Origin of the sequence: Pseudomonas danubii (assembly GCF_042980055.1) — a bacterium.
Classification (GTDB): domain Bacteria; phylum Pseudomonadota; class Gammaproteobacteria; order Pseudomonadales; family Pseudomonadaceae; genus Aquipseudomonas; species Aquipseudomonas danubii.
The window spans coordinates 6670772-6694713 of the sequence record NZ_CP116502.1 but is presented as its reverse complement, the minus strand read 5'-3'; the positions used below and the strand labels follow the sequence as shown (position 1 = coordinate 6694713).

At 61.1% G+C, this 23942-nt stretch carries 21 protein-coding genes and 1 pseudogene; 12 read left to right on the top strand and 10 right to left on the bottom strand.

Annotated features, from left to right (window positions below):
- Positions 1–66 precede the first annotated feature (66 nt).
- The 6 genes from PFZ56_RS30145 to PFZ56_RS30120 form a co-directional block, all read right to left on the bottom strand.
- The gene (locus PFZ56_RS30145; RefSeq protein WP_170001489.1) at positions 67–1416 is read right to left on the bottom strand and encodes an OprD family porin; all 1350 of its coding nucleotides are present in this window, start codon (positions 1414–1416) and stop codon (positions 67–69) included.
- A 163-nt stretch (positions 1417–1579) separates the two neighbouring features.
- Positions 1580–1804 carry a hypothetical protein gene (locus PFZ56_RS30140; RefSeq protein ID WP_170001488.1) on the bottom strand — a complete coding sequence of 75 codons (225 nt, stop codon included), beginning with the start codon at positions 1802–1804 and terminating at the stop codon, positions 1580–1582.
- Between the two features lie 225 nt (positions 1805–2029).
- The gene (locus tag PFZ56_RS30135) at positions 2030–3394 is read right to left on the bottom strand and encodes a heavy metal sensor histidine kinase (protein WP_170001487.1); all 1365 of its coding nucleotides are present in this window, start codon (positions 3392–3394) and stop codon (positions 2030–2032) included.
- Positions 3384–4061, bottom strand: a complete 678-nt coding sequence (locus tag PFZ56_RS30130; RefSeq protein WP_102860332.1) for a heavy metal response regulator transcription factor — start codon at positions 4059–4061, stop codon at positions 3384–3386. Before PFZ56_RS30130 ends, PFZ56_RS30135 begins: the two co-directional genes overlap by 11 nt.
- 8 nt (positions 4062–4069) lie before the next feature.
- Positions 4070–7165: a multidrug efflux RND transporter permease subunit gene (locus PFZ56_RS30125; protein WP_170001486.1), complete on the bottom strand. Its 3096-nt coding sequence runs from the start codon at positions 7163–7165 to the stop codon at positions 4070–4072.
- Positions 7162–8322: an efflux RND transporter periplasmic adaptor subunit gene (locus PFZ56_RS30120; RefSeq protein WP_170001485.1), complete on the bottom strand. Its 1161-nt coding sequence runs from the start codon at positions 8320–8322 to the stop codon at positions 7162–7164. The genes PFZ56_RS30125 and PFZ56_RS30120 overlap by 4 nt, the downstream gene beginning before the upstream one ends.
- A 222-nt stretch (positions 8323–8544) precedes the next feature.
- Here PFZ56_RS30120 and PFZ56_RS30115 point away from each other — a divergent pair, with 222 nt between their 5' ends.
- The 3 genes and pseudogenes from PFZ56_RS30115 (at position 8545) to PFZ56_RS30105 (ending at position 10531) form a co-directional block, all read left to right on the top strand.
- Positions 8545–8790: a hypothetical protein gene (locus PFZ56_RS30115; RefSeq protein WP_102860335.1), complete on the top strand. Its 246-nt coding sequence runs from the start codon at positions 8545–8547 to the stop codon at positions 8788–8790.
- A gap of 157 nt (positions 8791–8947) precedes the next feature.
- Positions 8948–9229: pseudogene (locus PFZ56_RS30110) on the top strand (PAS domain-containing protein); the annotation flags it as partial.
- Between the two features lie 246 nt (positions 9230–9475).
- Complete coding sequence (locus tag PFZ56_RS30105) at positions 9476–10531, top strand: methyl-accepting chemotaxis protein (RefSeq protein WP_372342534.1); 1056 nt, start codon at positions 9476–9478, stop codon at positions 10529–10531.
- A gap of 32 nt (positions 10532–10563) precedes the next feature.
- Here the strand turns inward: PFZ56_RS30105 and PFZ56_RS30100 are convergent, their stop codons facing one another.
- The 4 genes from PFZ56_RS30100 to norR form a co-directional block, all read right to left on the bottom strand.
- The gene (locus PFZ56_RS30100) at positions 10564–11313 is read right to left on the bottom strand and encodes a YkgJ family cysteine cluster protein (protein ID WP_170001483.1); all 750 of its coding nucleotides are present in this window, start codon (positions 11311–11313) and stop codon (positions 10564–10566) included.
- Between the two features lie 118 nt (positions 11314–11431).
- Positions 11432–11911 (bottom strand): N-acetyltransferase, encoded by a 480-nt coding sequence (locus tag PFZ56_RS30095; RefSeq protein WP_102880860.1) that lies wholly within the window; start codon positions 11909–11911, stop codon positions 11432–11434.
- Between the two features lie 3 nt (positions 11912–11914).
- Complete coding sequence (locus PFZ56_RS30090) at positions 11915–12817, bottom strand: chemotaxis protein CheV (RefSeq protein ID WP_102880859.1); 903 nt, start codon at positions 12815–12817, stop codon at positions 11915–11917.
- 186 nt (positions 12818–13003) lie between these two features.
- Positions 13004–14560, bottom strand: a complete 1557-nt coding sequence (norR, locus tag PFZ56_RS30085; protein WP_110596362.1) for a nitric oxide reductase transcriptional regulator NorR — start codon at positions 14558–14560, stop codon at positions 13004–13006.
- A gap of 156 nt (positions 14561–14716) precedes the next feature.
- Between norR and hmpA the strand changes: the two genes are divergently transcribed.
- From hmpA to queC, 9 genes are all read left to right on the top strand, one after another.
- Positions 14717–15898: an NO-inducible flavohemoprotein gene (hmpA, locus tag PFZ56_RS30080; RefSeq protein WP_110652250.1), complete on the top strand. Its 1182-nt coding sequence runs from the start codon at positions 14717–14719 to the stop codon at positions 15896–15898.
- A 304-nt stretch (positions 15899–16202) separates the two neighbouring features.
- Complete coding sequence (locus PFZ56_RS30075; protein ID WP_102880856.1) at positions 16203–16712, top strand: disulfide bond formation protein B; 510 nt, start codon at positions 16203–16205, stop codon at positions 16710–16712.
- 794 nt (positions 16713–17506) lie between these two features.
- Complete coding sequence (cyoA, locus tag PFZ56_RS30070; RefSeq protein WP_102860343.1) at positions 17507–18451, top strand: ubiquinol oxidase subunit II; 945 nt, start codon at positions 17507–17509, stop codon at positions 18449–18451.
- A gap of 3 nt (positions 18452–18454) precedes the next feature.
- Positions 18455–20473, top strand: a complete 2019-nt coding sequence (gene cyoB / locus PFZ56_RS30065) for a cytochrome o ubiquinol oxidase subunit I (protein WP_102860344.1) — start codon at positions 18455–18457, stop codon at positions 20471–20473.
- 3 nt (positions 20474–20476) lie between these two features.
- Complete coding sequence (locus tag PFZ56_RS30060; RefSeq protein ID WP_011063285.1) at positions 20477–21103, top strand: cytochrome o ubiquinol oxidase subunit III; 627 nt, start codon at positions 20477–20479, stop codon at positions 21101–21103.
- The gene (cyoD, locus tag PFZ56_RS30055; RefSeq protein ID WP_016964601.1) at positions 21104–21433 is read left to right on the top strand and encodes a cytochrome o ubiquinol oxidase subunit IV; all 330 of its coding nucleotides are present in this window, start codon (positions 21104–21106) and stop codon (positions 21431–21433) included.
- A 10-nt stretch (positions 21434–21443) separates the two neighbouring features.
- Positions 21444–22331: a heme o synthase gene (gene cyoE / locus PFZ56_RS30050; protein ID WP_170001482.1), complete on the top strand. Its 888-nt coding sequence runs from the start codon at positions 21444–21446 to the stop codon at positions 22329–22331.
- 149 nt (positions 22332–22480) lie between these two features.
- Positions 22481–23035: a cytochrome b gene (locus PFZ56_RS30045; RefSeq protein ID WP_110596365.1), complete on the top strand. Its 555-nt coding sequence runs from the start codon at positions 22481–22483 to the stop codon at positions 23033–23035.
- A gap of 119 nt (positions 23036–23154) precedes the next feature.
- On the top strand, positions 23155–23853 hold the full coding sequence (gene queC / locus PFZ56_RS30040) for a 7-cyano-7-deazaguanine synthase QueC (protein ID WP_170001534.1): 699 nt from the start codon (positions 23155–23157) through the stop codon (positions 23851–23853).
- The last annotated feature ends 89 nt before the right edge of the window (positions 23854–23942 follow it).

The window sequence follows — 23942 nt, the reverse complement described above, 5'->3', positions numbered from 1 at the left end:
GCGCCTGTATAAATCCCGAATAAAAAAAAGGCCAGCAAAACATGCTGGCCTTTTGCTCATATCGGCTTAGAACACGTTGATCGGATAGTCGACGATCACCCGGTACTCATCGGTGTCGTTGTCCAGTGCGCCGTAGCCGTTGCCGCCACGGTTGGTGGCCCATTGCAAGCGCACGGCCAGGTCCTTGGCGGTGCCGCCTTGCACCACGTACTTGAGGTCGAGGTCGCGCTCCCAGTGCTTGGCGTACTTGCCGTCGGCGCTGTACCAGTTGGCATAGCCGCGGCTGGCCGGATCGACCTGGGTCAGGTCCAACTCGCCCCGGGAGTAAGACAGTGCCGAGGTCAGGCCCGGCAGGCCGACGCCGGCGAAATCGTAGGCGTACTTGAGCTTCCAGGAGCGCTCGTTGGGACCGTTGAAGTCCGAGTACTGCTGGGAGTTGTCCAGGTAGATGCTGTCGCCCTGGGCGATGTAGTCGAACGGCGTGTTGCCGTTGACCCGCTGGTAGGCCGCAGTGACGCTGTGGCTGCCTACGCCCACGGTGAAGTGCAGGCTGTAGGTGTTGTTGTCGATATTGCCCAGCAGCGCCTGGCCGGTGTCCTGGGTGTGATAGAAGTGCAGGCCCGGATTGAGGCTGACCAGATCGTTGAGCGCGTAGGTGTAGTCCAGGTCGTAGTAGTACTGGTTCCAGATGTCCTTGAGTTCAGAGGCGTAGAGGCTGCTGGTCAGCCCCGGAATGCCGGTCCAGGCGATCCCGGCCCAATTCAGGTGCAGGCTTTCGTCACCTTTTTGCAAGGTGCCGTAGGAGGTGCCGATGCGCTTGTGGCCACTCTGGTTGTAAGGCTTGGTGAAACTGGCTTGGCCGCCTTCGATCAACCAGCCGTCGAAACTGTGGTTGGTCAGGCTGACGCCGCGAAAGGTCTGCGGCAGCATGCGGCTCATGCCCCCGGCGATCACCGGGTTGTTGAGAAACAGATCGCCGGCCTTGAGCTCGGTGTCGAAGGCTCGCATCTTCAAGGTGGCGCCAGCGGTGGAGAACGCTGCGGGCGCTTTTCCGTTGCCATCGCTGATGGGCAGGATGCTCGAACTGTCGGTGCCGCCACCGCCATCGAGCTTGAGGCCGAGCATGGCATTGGCATCCAGGCCGAAACCCACGGTGCCCTGGGTGTAGCCGGACTCGAAGACCCCCAGGAAACCCTGGCCCCATTCGATGTTGTCATCGGCTTGCTGATGCCGGTTGCGATTCATGTAGTAGTTGCGGGCGTTGAGCTTGAGGCTCGAGCCGGCGACGAAGCCCTGTTTGTCGCGCTCTTCGGCAGCCTGGCCCAAGGCGGGAATAGTTGCAGCGATTGCAATGAATAGTGGGCTGATTCTCAGCGTGGTCCTGAACAACGTGTAGCTCCTTTGGTGAATGAACATGATTTTTTATTGTGAATTCGGTTGTTTCTTGTTCTGTGCATGACGAATGTGCAGAGGGTTTCTCTACAGCAAAAAAAAGCCGCTGAAGTCAGCGGCTTTAAGACAACTTACTCCAGGGTTGAAAGCAGAGAAGTTGTCGAGGGAAACGAGTGGCTATCGCCGATCAACTGTCTTTGTGAGCGTCGGTCTTGCTGTGCTCAGCGGTGATCTTCTGGGCTTGCTGGCTGTTTTGCTGCTGGGCGGCCTGGGCAATCTGCGCTTGTTCGAACGCGGCGGCGCGTGCGGCATTTCTCGCCACGAATCCCTGGGATTCTTCGGCCATGGCCATTGGCACCACGAACAGGGAAGACAAAACAAAGACGCTGGCCAAACCCATACTGTTGGACATTTCTGAAGACCTTCTTGCAGAGCAAGTTCAATTCGGTGCGACAAAAATATAACCATGTGGCTGCTGGAAAAAGAGCCGAACAGGATAAGGACTGTTACCAAAAACACAACAGTAGAGACTGGCCAGCAGGTGCCGGGTTGCCAGCGAAAGTGCCCCATAGTCCGCGCCGGATAGGTTGAGGCGTGCGTCGGCCAGTCGGCGTCTGCAGAATCCGAGAATCCCGAGTCACAGAGGCAGATAAAGGCCGAAGGTGTTGATCCCCCGATCGCTGCGCACAAAGACGTCGCCGCCATGCATCAGGGCGATGGCCTTGACGATGGCCAGCCCCAGGCCGTGGTTGGCGCCGCTGTTGCTGCGCGAGGCATCGACCCGGTAGAAACGCTCGAACAAACGCGGCAGGTGTTCGCTGGCGATGCCTTGCCCCGGGTTGCTGACGGCGATCGTCACTTGCTGCTCCTGCACTTCAATCCGCACCTGGATCACTTCCCCCACCGCCGTGTGCTGCACGGCATTGTTCAGCAGATTGATCAGGGCCCGGCGCAGGTGGGCAATCTCGATCCGTACCTGGGCATCGCCCTGGACCTCGACCCTGACCTGGGCGTCTTCGAGGATGAAGTCCAGGTAGTCCAGGGTGGTAGCCACTTCCGTCGCCAGGGAGGTGCTGGTGAGCTTGGTGGCCTTGTTGCCCTGGTCGGCACTGGCCAGGAACAGCATGTCGTTGACGATGGAGCGCAGCCGTTCCAGTTCTTCAAGATTGGATTGCAGTACCTCGAAGTAATGCTCCGCCGAGCGGCCTCGGGTCAGGGCCACCTGGGTCTGGCCGATCAGGTTGGTCAGGGGCGAGCGCAGTTCATGGGCGACGTCGGCGTTGAACGACTCCAGGCGCGAATAGGCCTGTTCGACCCGTTCCAGGGTGGAGTTGAAGGAGCTGACGAACTGGCTCAGCTCCGGCGCCAGGGGCGAGAGCTGCAGGCGCCCGGAGAGCCGCGGCGGTGCAAGGCGCTGGGCCTCCTGGGACAGCTTGATCAGCGGCTTGAGGCCGATCCGCGCCACCCAGTAACCCAGGGCCGAGGCCAGCAGTACACCGACGATGGCCAGGCCGATCAGGGCTATCAGCAACTGCTGCTGGGTCTGGTGGAAGGTATCGGTGTCGATGGCAATCAGGAAGCGCAGGGCCGGGCGCTGTTCCTTGGCCGGCAATTGGCTGACCAGTACCTTCAGTGGATAGGGATGAGCGCTCAGGATCAGGTCGCGCATGCCCAGCGGACCTTGGGCGAATGCGCGGATCTGTGGGTCCGGGTTGCCGTACTCATAAGCGGGATCGCCGCTCACTGCCCAGAAACGGATGCGCTTGTCCTCCTCGCTGAGCAGCTTGAGCTTGGCGTTGATCTTGGCCCAGTGTTCAGGCGTGCCGTAACGGTTCAAGGCCGACTCCAGCACGCTGTAACGCGCGTCCAGCTCGGCTTCCGGCAGCAGGCCCAGGCCTTTGTCCACCTGTTGATAGAGGGCGCCACCAATCAGCAGGAAGATCAGCAGTGCCACCAGGGTGAACAGCCCGCTCAGGCGCAGGGCAATGGAGTTACTCGGCACTGCGGCTCTCCAGCACATAACCCATGCCGCGGATGGTGTGCAGCAGCTTGTGTTCGAAAGGGCCGTCGAGTTTGGCCCGCAGGCGCTTGATTGCCACTTCGACGACGTTGGCGTCGCTGTCGAAGTTAATGTCCCAGACCATCTCGGCAATCGAGGTCTTGGACAGGATCTCGCCCTGGCGCCGGGCCAGCACGCTGAGCAGGGAAAACTCCTTGGCGGTCAGGTCCAGGCGCGTGCCGGCGCGGCTGGCCTTGCGGCTGATGAGATCGATCCACAGGTCGGCGATGCTGATCTGCACCGGTTCGTGACCACCGCTGCGGCGGGTCAGGGCCTGCAGGCGGGCCACCAGCTCAAGGAAGGAAAAGGGCTTGCCCAGGTAGTCGTCGGCGCCATCGCGCAGGCCGCGAATCCGGTCCTCCACGCGCTCCCGGGCGGTGAGCATGATCACCGGAGTCTGCTTGCGCGCCCGCAGGGCTCGCAGCACGCCAAAGCCGTCCAGGCCGGGGAGCATCACATCCAGCACGATCACCGCATAGTCACTTTCCAGAGCCAGGTGCAGACCCTCGACGCCATCCCGGGCCAGGTCGACGGTATAGCCCTGTTCGGTCAGTCCGCGATGCAGGTAGTCCGCAGTTTTTTCTTCGTCTTCGATAATCAGAACGCGCATGACCCGCCTCAGGTGTTGGTGGCCGGCGAAAGGGCCGGCTGGGGCCGGTGGAACAGCCGCTCGAGCCACAAGTATATGACCGGCGTAGTGAACAGCGTCAGGGCCTGGCTTACCAGCAAACCGCCGACCACCGCGATGCCCAGGGGCTGGCGCAGTTCGGCACCGGTACCATAGCCGAGCATCAGCGGCAGGGCGCCGAGCAAGGCGGCAAGGGTGGTCATGATGATCGGCCGGAAGCGGGTGATACAGGCCTGGTAGATCGCTTCTTCAGGAGCCAGGCCACGGTTGCGCTGGGCCTCCAGGGCGAAGTCGATCATCAGGATGCCGTTTTTCTTGACGATGCCGATCAGCAGCACCAGGCCGATCAGCGCCATGATGGAAAAGTCCTGGCCGCAGAGCCAGAGCATCAACAAGGCGCCGAGGCCCGCTGAAGGCAGGGTGGAAATGATGGTCAGCGGATGCACGAAGCTTTCGTACAGCACCCCGAGAATGATGTACACGGCCACCAGCGCGGCGAGGATCAGGTACGGCTGGCTGGCCAAGGAGCTTTGGAAGGCCTGGGCCGCGCCCTGGAAGTTGCCGCTGATGGCCGCCGGCATACCGATCTCGCTCTTTGCCTGGTCAAGCAGGATCACCGCATCCCCCAGGGCCACGCCGGGGGCCAGGTTGAACGACAGATTGGCCGCCGGAAACATGCCGTCGTGGGCGATCGACAGCGGGCCGATGCTGGGCGCGTCGAAGCGGGCCAGGGCCGACAGTGGGACCATTTCCCCGGTCAGCGGCGAGCGCAGGTAGAAGTAGTTCAGGCTCTCGGCCTTGCCCCGTTGCTGAGTGTCGAGTTCGAGGATCACGTTGTACTGGTTGATCTCGGTCTGGAACTCGTTGATCTGACGCTGGCCGAAGGCGTCGTACAGCGCTTCGTCGACATCGCTGGCGGTGAGGCCGAAGCGCGCGGCGGCGGTGCGATCGATGTTGATGTGGGTGATGCTGCCGCCCAGTTGCAGATCGTTGGAAACATCGCGGAACGCCGGGTTGCCGCGCAGTTTTTCAGTCAGGCGTTGGGTCCAGGTACTCAGGGTCGGGCCGTCGTTGCTTTTGAGCACGTATTGATACTGGGCGCGGCTGGGGCCGGAACTGAGGTTGATGTCCTGGCCGGCCCGTAAGTAGAGGACGATGCCCGGCACCTGCATCAGTTGTGGGCGGATGCGGTCGATAAAGGCGCTGGCGGAGACATCCCGGTCGCCACGTTTTTTCAGCGAGATCCAGAAGCGGCCATTGGCGATGGTCTGGTTGCTGCCGGAGACGCCCACCGAATGGGAGAAGGCTTGCACTGCTGGGTCGGCAGCGACGATTTCCGCCAGGGCCTGATGTTTTTTCACCATGTCCGGGTAGGAGATGTCCGCCGCCGCCTCGGTAGTACCCAGCACGAAGCCGGTGTCCTGCACCGGGAAGAAGCCCTTGGGAATCAGAATGTAACCGGCGATGGCCATGCTCAAGGTCAGGCCGAAAATCCCCAGCATCAGTTGCTGATGGGCCAGGGCCTTGCGCAGGCCGCGTTCGTAGAAGGCGAGCAGGTGCTCGCCGAAACCCGGCTGGGCATGGGCCGGGTGCACCGGGGCACGCATGAACAGGGCGGCCAGGGTCGGGGCCAGGGTCAGCGAGACCACCACCGAAATCATGATGGTGGAGGTGGCGGTCAGGGCGAACTCCTTGAACAGCCGGCCGACCACTCCGCCCATGAACAGCAGGGGAATGAACGCCGCCACCAGGGAAAAGCTGATGGAGACCACGGTAAAGCCGATCTCTGCGGCGCCCTTGATCGCCGCCTCGCGCATGCCTTCACCGGCCTCCAGATGGCGGTGGATGTTCTCCACCACCACGATGGCATCGTCCACCACAAAGCCCACGGCGATGACGATGGCCACCAGGGTCAGGTTGTTCAGGCTGAAGCCCATCACGTACATGAGGGCGAAACTGGCGGTCAGCGATACCCCCAGCACTGCGGAGACGATCAGGGTCGCCGACCACTGGCGCAGGAACAGCGCCATCACCGCCACCACCAGCAGCACGGCGATCAGCAGCGTGATCTCCACTTCATGCAGCGAGGCGCGGATGGTCTGGGTGCGATCCACCAGCACCTTGACCTGCACCGACGCCGGCAGCATCGCCTCAAGGCCCGGCAGCGCAGCCTGGATGCGGTCCACGGTGTCGACGATATTGGCCCCCGGTTGGCGCGAGATCACCAGATTGACCCCAGGCTGGTCACCGGACCAGGCCTGGACGTAGGCGTTCTCCGAGCCGTTGACCACTCGCGCCACGTCCTGCAGGTGCACTGGTGCGCCGTCCTTGTAGGAAACGATCAACTGGCCGTATTCCTCGGGATGGAACAGCTGGTCGTTGGTGGACAGGGTGGAGATGCTCGATTCGCCATACAGCGCGCCCTTGGCCAGGTTGAGGCTGGTTTGCTGGATCGCCAGGCGGATGTCGGCCAGGGTCAGGCCGATGGCCGCCAGCTTGTCTGCTGAAGCCTGGACCCGGATCGCCGGGCGCTGCTGGCCGGTGATGTTGATCTGGCCAACACCGTCGATCTGGCTGATCTGCCGGGCCAGCAGGGTTTCCGCGTAGTCGCTGAGCTCGGTGCCGGGCATCTGCGTCGAGCTGATGCTGAGGATCAGCACCGGGCTGTCGGCGGGGTTGACCTTCCTCCAGGTGGGCAGGGTGGGCATGTCCTTGGGCAGTTTGCCGGCGGCGGTGTTGATGGCCGCCTGTACTTCCTGAGCGGCGGTGTCGATGCTCTTGTTCAAGGTGAACTGCAGGGTCAGCAGGGAGGAGCCCAGGGCACTGCTGGAGGTCATCTGGGTCACGCCGGGGATGGCGCTGAACTGCACCTCAAGCGGCGTGGCCACCGAGGAGGCCATGGTGTCCGGGCTGGCCCCGGGCAGGGTGGCGGAAACCTGGATGGTGGGAAACTCGGCCTCCGGCAGCGGCGCCACCGGCAGGCGCGCAAAGGCGATCAGCCCCAGCAGCACCAGCGCGAACGTCAGCAGCACGGTGGCGACCGGATGGTCGATGCACCAGGCGGACATCGAGCCACGGCCCTTCATGGCTTGGGCTCCGAGGCCTGCACCAGGGGCGGCGGGTCGCTCAGTACCTGGACCTGGGAGCCGGGTTTGAGCCGCGACTGGCCGTCACTGACCAGCACGTCCCCGGCCTGGACGCCGGAGATGATGTTCAGCCCGCTGTCCTGATACAGCACCTGCACCGGCACGCTTTCCACGTGCTGGCCTTTGACCCTGAACACGAAGTGCTGATCCAGGCCGCGCTGGATCACGTTAGGCGGTACGGTGAGCGCGGCCTGGTCCAGCGCCGTCTGGATTTTCACCGTCACCAATTGTCCGGGCCAGAGCTTTTGCTGAGCGTTGTCGAACTCGGCCTTGACGCGAATGGTGCCGGTACCGGCATTGATCTGGTTGTCGATCAGCGTCAGGTGCCCGTTGCCCAGCAGGGCATCGGGGCTGTTGCTGTCGGCGCCCAGGTAGGCTTGGACCGCCGCCGGCTTCGGGGCGCGGATCAACTGCTGCAAGGTCGGCAGCATTTGCTGGGGCAGGGAAAACTCCACGGCGATGGGGTCGATCTGGGTCACCGAAAACAGCCCCTGGGTGTCGGTCACGCGTAGGAAATTGCCTTCATCCACGGTACGAATACCCACCCGGCCAGTGACGGGAGAGCGGATCTGGGTGTAGGAGAGTTGTACCTGGGTGGCGTCAATGGCGGCCTGGTTGCCTTGGGCCGTGGCATTGAGCTGATTGACCAGGGCCACTTGCTGGTCGTACGTCTGCTTCGAGACGCCGTCATCCACCGACAGCAGCTTGTAGCGCTTGAGATTGATCTGCGCCACCTGCAACTGGGCCTGATTCTGCGCCAGCTGAGCCCGGGCCTGATCCAGGTTGGCGCGGATCGAACGGTCATCGAGAGTGGCCAGCAGGTCACCTGCTTTCACCCACTGCCCTTCCTTGACCCGCAATCGGGTGAGGATGCCGTCCACCTGGGGACGGATGGTCACACTGTGCAGCGACTGCACCGAGCCTATGCCGCTGGTGTAGCGCGCTACGTCCTGCTGGACCACCTGTACCACCCGCACTGGTATCGCCGTGGGCGCGGCCAGCCTGGGGCTTGTGGGTTTGTTGAAGAACCAGATCGCAGCGGCGGCGATGGCCAGGAGAAGCGTTGCGGTCACGACGGTTTTCTTGGCAATGGGCATGGGGGGAGGGCGCCGGGCAGTGATGTCGGAAGGATGGCCATGATCTGTGCACAGTTATAGTCCGCTAACCCGGTCAGCAGGGTGACGGCCAGCTGTCAGCCCTGTCAGAAAAGTACCTGCCAGCCCTTGCGATGCAGGTCAAAGATCGCAGGCACACAGGTATACTGCCGGCCCCTGTGGCCCGTCCCTCGGCCCGGCTTTTCTTTCTCTCCTGGAGCTTCCATGACTTCCCCTGCACAACCTGCTGCGGATGACGCCCTGAGCGTTGATCCTGCGGCCGAGCCGGCCACCCCTGAAACCGAGGGCAAGGCTGAGATACCGGCGTTCAAGTTTCCCTTCAAACCGTCCGAATTCGCCGCGGCCAAAAACGTTCAGCAGCCCTGGTACAAGAACGGCGCCAGCAATGGCCACACCAAGACCCCCGGCGCAGCGCCTCCCGGTACCCGGCGCTCCATGGGCAAACGTTGATATCGCCGACAATCGAAGATATTGCCTCGATTTGCGCTTTTTAATCGCAATGATGGCTAATTGCTTTAAACCTGAGCTGGATCAGTATTTGTGGCATCAGTGCGCTTAGAGTCAGCAGCCCTGCCGACTCCTCCTAACAATTACGAGCGCGCTTCCCATGAAGATCAACCTGCCGGTTACTGGGCGAAACGTGGACTTTGCCCCTGATGCGAACATCCTTTCGACCACCGATCTGACCAGCGCGATCACCTACGCCAATCCTGACTTCATCGAGATCAGCGGCTACACCCGCGAGGAACTGCTGGGTTCGCCGCACAACCTGCTGCGTCACCCGGACATGCCCTCCGCGGCCTTCGGCCATATGTGGCGCACCCTCAAGAGCGGCCGCTCGTGGATGGGCATGGTCAAGAACCGCTGCAAGAACGGCGACCACTACTGGGTCAGCGCCTACGTCACGCCGGTGACGCGTGACGGTCAGGCGGTGGAGTACCAATCGGTGCGCACCAAGCCCAGTCCGCAACAGATCGACGCCGCGGAGCGGGCTTATGCCCGGCTCAGGGAGGGCGGGCGTTCAGGTTGGAGCCTGCTGCCAGTCGTCAGCCTGCGCTTGCGCCTGTGGGCCGCTATCAGCGCCGGTTTTATCGGCAGTTTCGGGGTTTCAGCCTGGCTGCTGCCCGAGTCCTGGATGCTCCAGGGCACGGTGATGGCCATGGGCTGGTGCCTGAGTCTGGTGGCGGTCGGTCTGCAAATGCGCCCGCTGGATCGCCTCGCCGAGCGTGCCCGGCAGATCGGCGACAACCCACTGAGCCAGGGCATCTACACCGGTCGTGCCGACGAGTTCGGGCGTATCGAGTTTGCCTTGCAGATGCTCGAGGCCCAAGTGGGGGCGGTGGTGGGGCGGATCGGCGATGCGTCCCAGCGCCTGGCCGGGCACGCCGCAGAGCTGGTGGAACACCTGCACAGCAGCCACAACAGCACCCTGGAGCAGCAGGCGGAAACCGATCAGGTGGCGGCCGCCATTCACCAGATGGCCGCCAGCGTGGCCGAGGTCGCCACCCATGCCCAGCAGGCATCGGTGGCGGCGGATCAGGCGGAAAGCGAAACCCGTGAAGGTCATCAACTGGTGGGCGAAAGCCGCAGCGCGGTGCTACGCCTGGCCAGCGAGCTGGAGCGGGCCACCGAGGTCATCCATCAGCTGGAGGGCCACAGCACGGATATTTCCGGGGTGCTGGAGGTGATCCGCAGCATCGCCGAGCAAACCAACCTGCTGGCCCTGAACGCTGCCATCGAGGCGGCGCGGGCCGGTGAGCAGGGGCGCGGCTTTGCCGTGGTGGCCGATGAGGTCCGTGGGCTGGCCCAGCGGACCCAGGATTCCACCAACGAAATCCAGCGCATGATCAGCACCCTGCAAAATGCGGCGCGCCATGCCGTGGAGGCCATGCAGCACAGCAGTGCGCATGTGGAAAGCAGTGTCGACCAGGCCCAGCGCGCCGCGGTGGCCCTGGACGGCATCAGCCAGCGGGTCAATCAGATCACCGAAATGAGCCTGCAGATTGCCGCGGCGGTGGAGGAGCAGAGCGCGGTGAGCGAGGACATCAACCGCAACATCATCGGTATTCGCAATGCCTGTGAAGTGACGGTCAGTGCCGGCCAGCTCAGTCATGTCAATTCAGGCGACGTGGCCGGGCTGGCGGGGGACTTGCGGCAACTGGCCCAGGAGTTCTGGCATAAGCGCGGATAGGCCGGCTCGCCGGCCAGCCTGATCCTGCGGGGTCAGGCGGCGCGTAGCGAGATGAAGGCGTAGTCCAGGGCCGCTTCGCTGACCACCTGGGCGCCGGCAGCCTGGACCTGGCTGGCGATGTCATTTCCGGACAGGTGAAAGCGCCAGGGCTGGCTGGATGCCACGGGGGGCGCGGCCTGAACTTGATCGATGGCCCTGGCCAGGGCATTCATGTCGGGCAAGTAGGCGGTGAAGCCGTCGCCCTTGAGGGCCGTGGTGCGAATGCCGAGCAGGGCGCAAATGGCTTCCTTGGTGTGGATATCGTCGCGGTCGGCCTGGCGTGAGCGGCTGATCAGCTCGGCCAGTTCCCTATCCACCAGTGCTCCCCCCAGAATCAGTTGCGGTCCCTGTTCCCAGGATTCCGGCGGGCACTCCTTGGCCTGCGGGTTGAGGGGGATATGGGGATTGATCTCCATGGGGTAGATACGGCACACCAGGGGGCGACGCTCATAGATGCGGCAGAGCTGGTCTTCGTCAAGATTCCGGCAGGGGCCGACGTTGTAGGCGGCAAAGGTGATTGCCACGTAGGCCTCGGTACTGCCACTGGTGACCCGGCAGGAACGGCGCTCGGCGTGCTCGCGCTGTTGCGCCGGCAGCCCCAGGCCATTGCCGAGGAAGGCCTCCACCAGGACGATCACCTGACCGCCGTCGGCGGCCCAGGCCCGGGCTTCGGTGAGGGTCAGGGGCACATGGTGATCGTTGCAGCACTTGCCGCAACCAACGCAGGAAAACTGAGTATTCATGGAGCGAGTAAACCGTTCTGGGTCGACAGGGATAGCGCCATAAATGCTGTTATTGACGCGGCCAGGAGCCGTGTCGAAGCAAGTTGCACGCCAGCTGTCGGGTCTTGATGGCTGTCGCCTAGGGCAGGACTTCACGACGCACGATATGCATGCCGGTGCTTTCATACAGGCGCCGCGCCCGCAGGTTGTCCTCCAGCACCCTGAGATCGACAAAGCCTTCCCGGCGTTCGGCGAACATCATGAAGGCTTGTAGCAGCAGGGCGCGGCCCAGTCCTTGACCACGGGCCCGAGGGTGCACCACCAGATCCTTGATATAGGCGCTGGTCCAGCACTGGGCCACCGCCACCACGCCCTGCGCATCCCGCACCACCAGGCACAGTTGAGGGTCGTACTCGGCATCGGTTTCGAAGGCCCGGCGCCAGTTTTCCAGGGGCGGCACCTGGCCACCGCCGTCCTGGTAGCCCAGGTGCAGCAGTTGATGCACGGCTTCGGCCAGTTCCGGGCTGTAGTGCTGCAGGGTGATGCCCGCCGGCCACTGTGGCGTGGCCTGGGGGACACTGAGGTCACGACGCAGCAGCAGGCAGTGGACCTCGCTCATGGCTCAGGCTGCCTGGCTGGCGATGGTCTTGGCAGCGTCGATCAGGCAGCGGGTCAGTTCCGGCGAGGAGAATTTGGTGAGTACCGCATTGGCTCCGGCCAGGCGGGCTTTTTCACTGTTCATGGCACTGTCCAGCGAGGTGTGCAGCAACACATACAGATGGGCGAAGTCCGGGGTTTCCCGCAGGGTCCGGGTCAGGGCGTAGCCATCCATTTCCGACATCTCGATGTCCGAAACGATCAGGTTGATCTCGTTGGCCGTGCCTTGCAGTTCCAGCAGGCAGTCGATGGCCTCCTTGGCGCTGCGGGCGGTGTGACATTGCAGGCCGAGGTTGCGCAGGGTGTGCACCGATTGCTGCAGCGCTACCTGGCTGTCGTCCACCACCAGGATGCGCGCATTGCCCAGGGCATCGGCATCTTCCATGCTCAGTTCGGTGGGCGCCATCTCGATCTGCGCCGGGGCGATGCCGTGGATCACTTTCTCGATATCCAGCACTTGCACCAGCGTGCCGTCCACCTGGGTCACGCCGGTGATGTAGGACTTGATACCGCCGGAACCAAAGGGCGGTGGGCGGATATCGGTGGTCAGGCAGTGGACGATCTTGCTCACCGCCTGCACGTGCAGGCCCTGTTTGGAACGGCTGACGTCGGTGACGATCAGGCAACCGCTGTCCGGGTCGGCCAGGGGGCGCTCGCCGATGGCCCGGCTGAGGTCGATCACCGACAGCGAGTTGCCGCGCAAGGTGGCGATGCCCTTCACATGGGGGTGGGACTCCGGCAGCTTGGTCAGCGGCGGGCAGGGAATGATTTCACTGACTTTAAGCAGGTTGATTGCCATCAGCTTGCCGCTGCGCAAGGTAAACAGCAGAAGCGAAAGCGAGTCTGCGCGGGCTTTGTTGGAGGACATAAAAACCTTCTCTGGAAAAAATTGGCTTGTGGCTCGACCCACGGACAACCCTTGATAACGGGTTATCGACGTATTCAGGACGGGCTTTAGCGGCGAGGCTGCTTTCCGTCGGCCGCTGCGCGGGTCCCTGGATTTACGCCGTGCCCTTTGCTGGCACGCCCGCTCCAGCGAGCAGGCCCTTGGCCTCTACCGTAGGCCCAGGCGCTTGGCCAGGCGGCTGAGGTTGGCCCTGTCCAAGCCTAGCTCACGGGCGGCACTGGCCCAGTTGTGCTGGTGCCGTTCAAGGCAGGCGTTGATCAGTTGGCGTTGATAGTGCTCGGTGGCCTGGCGCAGATCGCCGTTGGTGAGGGCCAGAGGCGCGCTTTCAAGGGCTTGCTCGGGCACGGCAGGCGCCTTTTCGCTGACCCGCGGCAGGTCCAGGTCCGTTGCATCCAGGCTGAGGATCTTCGGCCGTTCACGGCAGTTGCCCAAGGCCTTGAGGGCGCTGCGTCCGATCAAGTGCTCCAGTTCGCGGACGTTGCCCGGCCAGTTGTAGGCCAGCAGCGCCTGTTGCGCATCGGCGCTCAGGCGCAGGCTGCCCAGGCCCATGCGCGAGCGGTTCTGTTCCAGGAAGTAGCCGCTGAGCAGCAGCACGTCCCGGCCCCGGTCCCGCAGGGCCGGCACCCGCAGTGGATACACGCTGAGGCGATGGTAGAAGTCGGCGCGATAACGACCGTTGCGCACCTCTTCTGCCAGATCGCGGTTGGTGGCGGCGATCAGGCGTACGTCCACCTGATGTTCCTTGTCCGAGCCCAGGCGTTGCAATTGGCCGCTTTGCAGCACCCGCAGCAGCTTGGCTTGTACCGTCAGCGACAGTTCACCGACTTCATCGAGAAACAGGGTGCCGCCATTGGCCAGCTCGAATTTCCCCCGGCGATCCTGGGTGGCCCCGGTAAAGGCGCCGCGCACATGGCCGAACAGCTCGCTCTCCACCAGGGTTTCGGGCAAGGCCGCGCAGTTGAGGCTGATGATCGGTTGCTCCGCCCGGGGCGAGGCCGCGTGAATGGCTTGGGCCACCAACTCCTTGCCAACGCCGGTTTCCCCGGTGATCAGCACGGTCAGGTCGCTGCCGCCAACCAGATTGATCTCTTCCAGCAAGCGTTTGTGGGCCTTGCTCTGGCCGATCATCTCGCGGTTCTGCCCGCTGGCCTGGCGGAAGACTTCGGCCCGTTGATGCTCGTTTTCGGCGCGCAGTGCCAGGCGCTCGATGCGCTCGGCAGCGCTGACCGTGGCGGCAGCCAGGCTGGCGAAGGCTTGCAGGGCGTCCAGCTCGATAGGCTCGAAGCGCTGCGGGTCGAGGGCGTCGAGGGTCAGCAGGCCCCAGGGGCGTTCATCGACGAACAGCGGACAGCCCATGCAGTCATGGACTTCCAGGTGGTCGTCGAGACCTTCCACCAGGCCGTCATAGGGATCGGGCAGTTCACTGTCGCTGGCAAAACGGGTCGGTCCCGGGCTGCTGAGCAGGGCGGCAAAGCGCGGGTGCTCGCTGACCTTGAAGCGCCGGCCCAGGGTATCGGTACTCAGGCCGTTGACCGCCAGCGGCACCAGCCATTCGCCATCCAGGCGCAGCAGCGCGGCGGCATCGCAGGGCAGCAGGGCTCGCAGGGCCTCCAGCAGGCGGCGATATCGTTCGCCCTCAGGCAGTTCCCGAGACAGGTCGGTCACCAGTGGCAGTAGGGTCGTGAGTAGGGATTTTGCAGTCATAAGGACTCCGCGTTGTCTTAATGACTATAAAGGTCGGCGTGTCTTTATGACTATTTATATTTTAAGTTATTGATTTATAAAGATTTAAATTCTGGCATGGAAACTGATTAGTTAAGGGCAACCTGCAAGCAGTCAAAAAGTCCAGGAGTTGTCCCTATGCTAAGCGTTCAAGATCGCGCCATCATCAAATCCACTGTGCCCCTGCTGGAAAGCGGTGGCGAAGCCCTGATTACCCATTTCTACCGGATGATGCTGTCCGAGTACCCCCAGGTGCGTCCGCTGTTCAACCAGGCCCACCAGGCCAGCGGTGATCAGCCCCGGGCCCTGGCCAATGGCGTACTGATGTATGCCCGGCATATCGACCAGTTGGACCAACTGGGGGACCTGGTGGCCAAGATCATCAACAAGCATGTGGCCCTGCAGATCCTGCCGGAGCATTACCCCATAGTTGGCGCCTGCCTGTTGCGGGCCATTTCCGAGGTGCTGGGCAGCGAGATCGCCACTCCCGAAGTGATCAATGCCTGGGGCGCGGCCTACAACCAGTTGGCGGATATCCTGATTGGCGCCGAGGCGGCCATCTACGACGAGAAGGCCCAGGCACCCGGCGGCTGGCGGGGCGCGCGGGAATTCACATTGGTGGATAAGGTCCAGGAGAGCGCGGAAATCACCTCCTTCTATTTCGAGCCATTGGACCGGGGGCCGATCCTCGCCGCCGAGCCTGGGCAGTACATTGGCTTGCAGCTCTTCATCGAGGGCGAGGAAGTACGGCGCAATTATTCCCTGTCGGCGCTTACCAGCCAGGGCCAGTACCGCATCAGCGTCAAGCGCGAGGCCGGAGGCGTGGCGTCCAACTACCTGCATGACCAGTGCCCAGTGGGCGCGCGCATCATGCTGTTTCCGCCGGCGGGTGAGTTCACCCTGGAGGCCAGCGACAAGCCCCTGGTGCTGATCAGTGGCGGGGTTGGTATCACCCCGACCCTGCCGATGCTGGAGGCCGCGTTGGCGACCGAGCGCCCGGTGCATTTCATCCACTGTGCACGCAATGGCCAGGTGCATGCGTTTCGCCACTGGGTCGACGAATTGGCGCAACGTTATCCACAGCTCAAGCGTTTCTACTGCTACGCCGAAGACGACGGCATCAGCCCAGCAGCAGACAAACTGGGGCTGCTGACCCGGGAGCAGTTGGCCGACTGGTTGCCGGAGCAGCGTGATCTGGATGCCTATTTCCTCGGGCCCAAGGGCTTCATGGCGGCCATCAAGCGCCATCTCAAGGCCCTGGGCATTCCCGAGCAACAAAGTCGCTACGAGTTCTTCGGCCCGGCGGCGGCCCTGGAATAACCCTCGCGACTCCTGCACAAGCCAGCCCTGCAATGGGGCTGGCTTGTTAATCCTTGCTTAACCTGCCTGTCGTTAATTCCCCACGATGCTGGGATGGCGCTGCCATGCCGGCCCTTTCATTGTGCGTCCCCCAGGCCCGTAAACCTTGGGTATTGCCTGCGATGCAATGCATTCAAAGGTCATGATCAGCGTGTAGACTTCCGGGCACCCGATGGCAATCAGATCAACTTCGCAATTCAACCGTGGGCTGCCGTGAGCAGCACAGGTGGCCCGGTTGGACAGACAACAGAAAAAAGGAAAAGGGATGAGTGACGACAGACTGCGTTTGGGACGTGAACGGCGCTTCCTGGTGCTGCTGGGGGTTATCTGCCTGGCGTTGATCGGCGGTGCCCTGTACATGCAGGTGGTATTGGGCGAGGCGCCTTGCCCTCTGTGCATCTTGCAGCGCTACGCCTTGCTGCTGATTGCACTGTTCGCCTTCATTGGCGCGGCCCTGAGTTCGCGGCGTGGCATCACCATCATGGAGACGCTGGTGGTGATCAGTGCCATCGCCGGCGCGGGAGTGGCCGGGCACCATGTGTACACCCAGTTCTATCCAGCAGTGAGCTGTGGCATTGACGTGCTGCAGCCGATTGTCGACAGCCTGCCCTTGGCGACGATCTTTCCCCTGGGCTTTCAGGTAGACGGCTTCTGCTCCACGCCGTATCCGCCGATCCTTGGGCTGTCCCTGGCCCAGTGGGCACTGTTGGCGTTCGTGCTGACGGTGATCCTGGTGCCCCTGGGCGTGGTGCGCAATCGCAAGAAAACCTACTGATTCACCCGGAAAGCCCCGGTCCCTCAACAGGGGCCGGGGCTTTTTCATGTCCTTCATCCAGCAGTTGAAAAGTCCGTGATTTGCGGCAAGTGAGGGTGCGGCAAAAGTGCGACATGTTGTCACACTGTCGCGGCCGCAGGCGGGCGGTCGGGGGCTGCCAACAGACTGCATTCCGGGCAACTGGTTCCATACAAGTCTGTCAGTTTATGTAAGCCGCGTTGTTGGGGAAAACCCATAGCCTGCTATCTATACAATTCTTCACAGACCCCGTTTTACAAGGGGTGAAGCCATATGAAAGGCGGCTTTCAGGGGTGGGTAGAGGTCCGGCGGCGGGGCTTTTTCAAGTCCTTTTTGGGGGTTTTTGTTGATAATGAAAATCGTTATGATTGCGATCCTTTGCAACAATCGTGAGCGATTGTTGCGCCCAGCGATAAAAATTATTTCGGGATAAGACATGGTTTATAAAACGCGACATATCTACAATCGCCCGCACTGAATTTCCGACGCTGCTCATCCCTGAGCACACGAGGACGGTCGAGGGGCGGATTGAGCGCTCCATGCGACTGCGGGTGTCGGCGCCTTCCAAACTTCCGCACCAAATGGAATTGGTCTGTAACAAGGCCTTTGACCACGAGATCGAATAAGAACCACTGCTAGCCCGGGATGTGTCGTTGAGCGTTTAACGCAACGGGCAGGCCCTTATTCCATTGAAGAAAAATGCCAACCCTTGGCAGGGTGAAGTGTTGGCGATCAAAACCCAACTGCATTGCGCAAGCTGCTTTAGAGGTCGTGAGATGAGTAAAAACAGGTACCCCAGATTACTAGGCTTATTGCCGCTGCTCGGCATGTTGATGCTGGGAGGCTGCAAATGGACCTTGCTCGATCCTAAGGGTCAGGTCGGTCTGGATGAACGAAACCTGATCATCACGGCAACCATCCTGATGCTGCTGGTGGTTGTGCCGGTCATCATCATGACCTTCGCCTTCGCCTGGAAATACCGCGCCTCGAACACGGACGCGACCTACGCGCCGAAGTGGTCCCACTCCACCAAGATCGAAATCGCCGTATGGCTGGTTCCGGTGCTGATCATCATTGCCCTGGGTTATGTCACCTACAAGTCGACCCACGCCCTGGACCCGTACCGTCCGCTGGAGTCCGACGTCAAGCCGGTGACCATCGAAGTGGTCGCCATGGACTGGAAGTGGCTGTTCATCTACCCCGAGCAAGGCATCGCCACCGTCAACAAGATCGTGTTCCCGGCCCATACCCCGGTGAACTTCCGCGTGACCTCCGACACCGTGATGAACTCGTTCTTCATCCCGGGCCTGGGCGGCCAGATCTACGCGATGGCGGGCATGACCACCAAGCTGCACCTGATTGCCAACCAGAACACCGAACTTGAAGGTATCTCCGCCAACTACAGCGGCGCGGGTTTTACCGGCATGAAATTCAAAGCGATCGCAACCAGTCAGGAAGATTTCGACGCCTGGGTAAACGAAGTCAAGAAGGCACCTAAACAGCTGGACACCGCTGAATACGAAGCCCTTTCCAAGGCGAGCCAGAACAATCCTGTAGAACTCTACTCCGCCTACGCGCCGAACCTGTTCCAGACCATCATCGACAAGTATGAAGGCATGAAACCGGGCCAGCCGCTCAAGCACGAGAAGAAAGAAAAGGAAGTGGCCGCAACCGAAGGGATGGACGTGAGTTCGCATTCAGCTGCCGGGGCAGAGGAGTAAACGATGTTTGGTAAATTAAGTCTGGAAGCGATTCCGTTCCACGAGCCGATTGTCATGGTGACCATTGCCATGATCGCGCTCGGCGGCGTGGCGCTGTTCGCGGCAATCACCTACTTCAAGAAGTGGACCTACCTGTGGACCGAGTGGCTGACGTCCGTCGACCACAAGAAAATCGGTGTGATGTACATCATCGTCGCCATGGTCATGCTGCTGCGTGGCTTCGCCGACGCCATCATGATGCGTACCCAGCTGGCCATGGCCACCGAGGGTTCGCCTGGCTACCTGCCACCTGAACACTATGACCAGATCTTCACCGCCCACGGTGTGATCATGATCATCTTCATGGCGATGCCTTTCTTCACCGGCCTGATGAACCTGGTCGTGCCGCTGCAGATCGGCGCGCGTGACGTGGCCTATCCGTTCCTCAACTCCCTGAGCTTCTGGCTGCTGGTATCGGGCGTGGTGCTGATCAACCTGTCCCTGGGCGTTGGCGAATTCGCCAAGACCGGCTGGGTTGCCTATCCACCACTGTCGGGCCTGCAATACAGTCCGGGCGTGGGTGTCGACTACTACATCTGGGCGCTACAGCTATCAGGGCTGGGGACAACGCTGACGGGGGTCAACTTCCTGGCCACCGTGCTGAAAATGCGTACCCCGGGCATGAAGATGATGGACATGCCGATCTTCACCTGGACCTGCACCTGGGCCAACGTGCTGATCGTGGCTTCGTTCCCGATCCTCACCGCTACCCTGGCACTGCTGACGCTTGACCGTTACATGGATTTCCACATTTTCACCAATGAACTTGGTGGCAATCCAATGATGTACGTGAACCTGTTCTGGGCCTGGGGTCACCCCGAGGTGTACATCCTGATCCTGCCAGCGTTCGGTATCTTCTCCGAAGTCATCTCGACCTTCTCGGGCAAGCGCCTGTTCGGCCACCACTCGATGATCTACGCCTCCGGCGCGATCTCGATCCTGGGCTTCATGGTCTGGCTGCACCACTTCTTCACCATGGGTTCGGGGGCCAGCGTCAACGCCTTCTTCGGCCTGGCAACCATGCTGATCTCGATCCCGACGGGGGTGAAGCTATTCAACTGGCTGTTCACCATCTACCACGGCCGTCTGCGCATCACCAGCCAGGTTCTGTGGACCCTGGGCTTCATGGTGACCTTCGCCATCGGCGGCATGACCGGCGTACTGCTGGCCATCCCGGGTGCGGACTTCGTCCTGCACAACAGCCTGTTCGTGATCGCTCACTTCCACAACGTGATCATCGGCGGCGCGGTATTCGGCTACATCGCCGGCTTCAGCTTCTACTTCCCGAAAGCCTTCGGCTTCAAGCTGCATGAAGGTTGGGGCAAGGCTGCCTTCTGGTTCTGGATCTCGGGCTTCTTCGTCGCATTCATGCCGCTCTATGCACTGGGCTTCATGGGCATGACCCGTCGTCTGAACGCCACCACCAACCCTGAGTGGGTGCCATACCTGTACGTGGCCATGGTGGGTGCACTGATGATCGCTGTGGGTATCGCCTGCCAGCTGATCCAGCTGTACGTCAGCGTGCGTGACCGCAAGCAGAACATGTGTGTGTCCGGCGACCCATGGAACGCCCACACCCTGGAATGGTCGACCTCGTCGCCACCGCCGTTCTACAACTTCGCGGTACTGCCCAAAGCCGACGGCATCGACCCGTTCACCGAAGCCAAGGAAGACGGTACCGCCTACGCGAAGCCAAGCCGCTACCAGCCGATCCACATGCCCAACAACACCGCTACCGGTGTGGTCATGGGGGCCCTGCTGACCGTGTTCGGTTTCGCCATGATCTGGCACATCTGGTGGCTGGCCATCGCAAGCCTGGCCGGCACCGTGATCTATTTCGCGATCCACGCTGCCCGTGATGATCAAGGCTACATGGTGCCGGTCGAGACGATCGAACGCATCGAAGCCGAGCAGCACAAGCGTCTGGTATCGGAGAACAAGATCCCGGCTACCCGTGTTGAAACCTCGTTGGAACAGGCTTAATCCATGTCGAACTTAGTGACCAATGCTGGACACGCCCATGTCGATGACCATGGGCACGATGACCATCACCACGACTCGGGCGAGATGACCGTATTCGGTTTCTGGCTCTACCTGATGACCGACTGCATTCTGTTTGCGTCGATCTTCGCGGTATACGCGGTACTGGTTAACAACGTAGCGGGTGGCCCGTCGGGCCACGACATCTTCGAACTGCCTTACGTACTGGGCGAAACCGCTCTGCTGCTGTTCAGTTCGATCACCTACGGCTTCGCCATGCTGGCGTTCTTCCGGGGCAACAAGAAGCAGGTACTGGGCTGGCTGGCCATGACCTTCCTGTTCGGCCTGGGCTTCATCGGCATGGAGATCAACGAGTTCCACCTGCTGATCTCCGAAGGCTACGGCCCTAGCCGTTCCGGCTTCCTGTCCGGGTTCTTCACCCTGGTCGGCACCCACGGTCTGCACGTGACCAGCGGTCTGATCTGGATGGCGATCATGATGTATCAGGTGCAGAAAAACGGCCTGACGGCGACCAACAAGACCCGTCTGAGCTGCCTGAGCCTGTTCTGGCACTTCCTGGACGTGGTGTGGATCTGCGTATTCACCGTTGTTTACCTGATGGGGACTATGTAAATGGCCAACACACACTCCCACGACGAAGCCGGTCACGGCAGCGTCAAGTCCTACGCCATCGGCTTCATCCTGTCGGTCATCCTGACACTGATCCCGTTCGGCCTGGTGATGTACCCGTCGCTGCCTAAAGACGTGACCCTGTGGATCGTCCTGGCGTTCGCGGTCATCCAGGTGATCGTTCACCTGGTGTACTTCCTCCATCTGGACCGTTCCGCGGCGCAGCGTAACAACGTCATCGCGTTTATCTTCGCGGCGCTGGTCATTGTTCTGCTGGTTGGTCTGTCGTTGTGGATCATGTTCAGCATCCACACCGTCATGATGGCCAAGTGAGGTAAACCCGATGTCGCTCAAGCACTTTATCCAAATCACCAAACCGGGGATCATTTTCGGTAACGTGCTTTCTGTGGCAGGCGGGTTTTTCCTGGCCTCGAAAGGGCATGTCGATCTGGCCATTTTCCTGGCCGCCATGATCGGCACCTCGCTGGTGGTAGCGTCCGGTTGCGTGTTCAACAACTGCATCGACCGTGACATCGACCTGAAGATGGAGCGCACCAAGAACCGGGTGCTGGTCCAGGGCCTGATTTCCCTGGAAGCGGCCTTGGTCTATGCCTCCCTCCTCGGGGTCGCTGGCGTCGCCCTGCTGTACTACGTGGCCAATCCGTTGGCCGCGTTGTTCGCGGTAATCGGCTTTGTCATCTACGTCGGTCTCTACAGCCTGTACCTCAAGCGCAAGTCGGTTCACGGCACGTTGGTGGGCAGTCTGTCCGGGGCCATGCCGCCGGTGATCGGTTATGTGGCCGTGAGCAACAGCTTCGACATGGCCGCGCTGACCCTGCTGGTGATGTTCAGCCTGTGGCAGATGCCGCATTCCTACGCTATCGCGATCTTCCGCTTCAACGATTACCTGGCCGCATCGATTCCGGTGCTGCCGGTAAAACGTGGGATTCGCGTGGCCAAGAAGCACATCCTGCTCTACATCCTGGCGTTCCTGATGGCGACCCTGATGCTGACCTTCAGCGGTTACGCCGGCATGAGCTACCTGGCGGTAGCGGCGGCGATGGGCATGTACTGGCTGTACATGGCCTGGACCGGCTACAAGGCGGTGGATGACACCGTGTGGGCGCGCAAGCTGTTCGTGTTCTCGATCTTCACCATCACCGCGCTGAGCGTGATGATGTCGGTGGATTTCAAGGCCCCGACCGAGCTGTTGCTGACCTACGCACACTAAGCTGTCCAGGCCACAGAAAAGCCCCGCCTTCGAGAGAAGCGCGGGGTTTTTTTTGGCCGCGTCGTTACATCATTTAAAGTTTTTCGGCCCAGTACGATCCCCGGGCTGGGTAAAATTGCCGGTTCGTTGATTAAGCCTGAGTGGATGTCATGCAAAGCCGTATTGAAATGAACGACTCCAAGGCGCGCTACGGCGCGGTCAGTCGTGGGTTGCACTGGGCCATGGCGCTGGCTTTTGCCTGGATCTATTGCTCGACCGCCGCCCATTACCTGCTGGAGGATTCGGCATTGGACAAGTTCCTCTGGCCGACCCACAAGCAAGTCGGGCTGCTATTGATGGGGCTGTTGCTGGTGCGGCTGCTCTGGAGCCTGCTGAACCGCCATCGTCGGCCGCCGAGCCTGAACCTGGCCGCGCGTCTGGGGCATGGGTTGCTGTATGCCGGCATGTTCGCCATCCCGTTTCTCGGCCTGCTGCGCCAGTATGGTTCCGGGCGAGCGTTTTCCGCCTTCGGGCTGCCGGTGATGAGCGGTTTCGAAGGGCCGAAAATCCAGTGGATGACCGACCTGGGCAACAGCTTCCACAGCCTGCTGGGCTGGACCTTGCTGGTACTGATCGTGGGCCATGTAGCGGCGGTGATCCTGCATTGTGTCAAAGGCCAGGGGCATGTCCTGCGGCGCATGGCGGGTAGCACGACCTCGGCTTGATTGATCGTCCGAGCAGAGAAAACCCCGCCTTCGAGAGACGGGCGGGGTTGTTTATCCAGAGCCCGCCATTGGGCTGTTCAAACCATATAAATGACTCAACCTTTGCAGGAAGCAGAATGATGAAAAAAATAGCCGTTGTCGTTTTTAGTGGCGGGCAGGACTCAACAACCTGTTTGATCCATGCACTGCCGGCTTATGACGAAGTGCACTGTATTACGTTTGACTATGGTCAGCGTCATCACGCGGAAATCGAAACGGCACAGAGACTGTCCAAACAATTAGGAGCGACAGTCCACAAGGTACTGGACGCTTCGTTGTTGAATGAGCTGGCGATCAGTAGCCTCACTCGGGACAATATTCCCGTTCCGACGGTAAACAGTTCCGGTGAAAGCTTGCCGAGCACTTTTGTGCCAGGAAGAAACATTCTATTTTTAACGTTGGCTTCTATATATGCCTATCAAGTAAAGGCTGAGACGGTCATTACCGGGGTGTGTGAGACAGACTTTTCCGGTTACCCCGATTGTCGGGACGAGTTCGTGAAAGCCTTGAATAAGGCCCTTGAATTGGGAATGGAGTACCGGCTGCGTCTTGAAACCCCGTTGATGTGGCTAAACAAGGCAGAGACTTGGGCGCTGGCGGACTACCACAACTGTTTGGATCTGATTCGCGAGCAAACACTGACTTGCTATAACGGTGTCATCGGAAGTGGCTGTGCTAATTGTGATGCTTGCAACCTTCGTGCAAGAGGCTTGAGCAGTTACTTGGAGAATAAAGCTGAAGTGATGAATAGCTTAAAAAGCAAAATGGCTCTGAAGTAATTTATAAGTGCCGACTCGCCATTGCTATTCAATACTGCACCTGTCTTTGAAACAGGTGAGTATTGAATTCAATGGCTTCAGCCTATTGG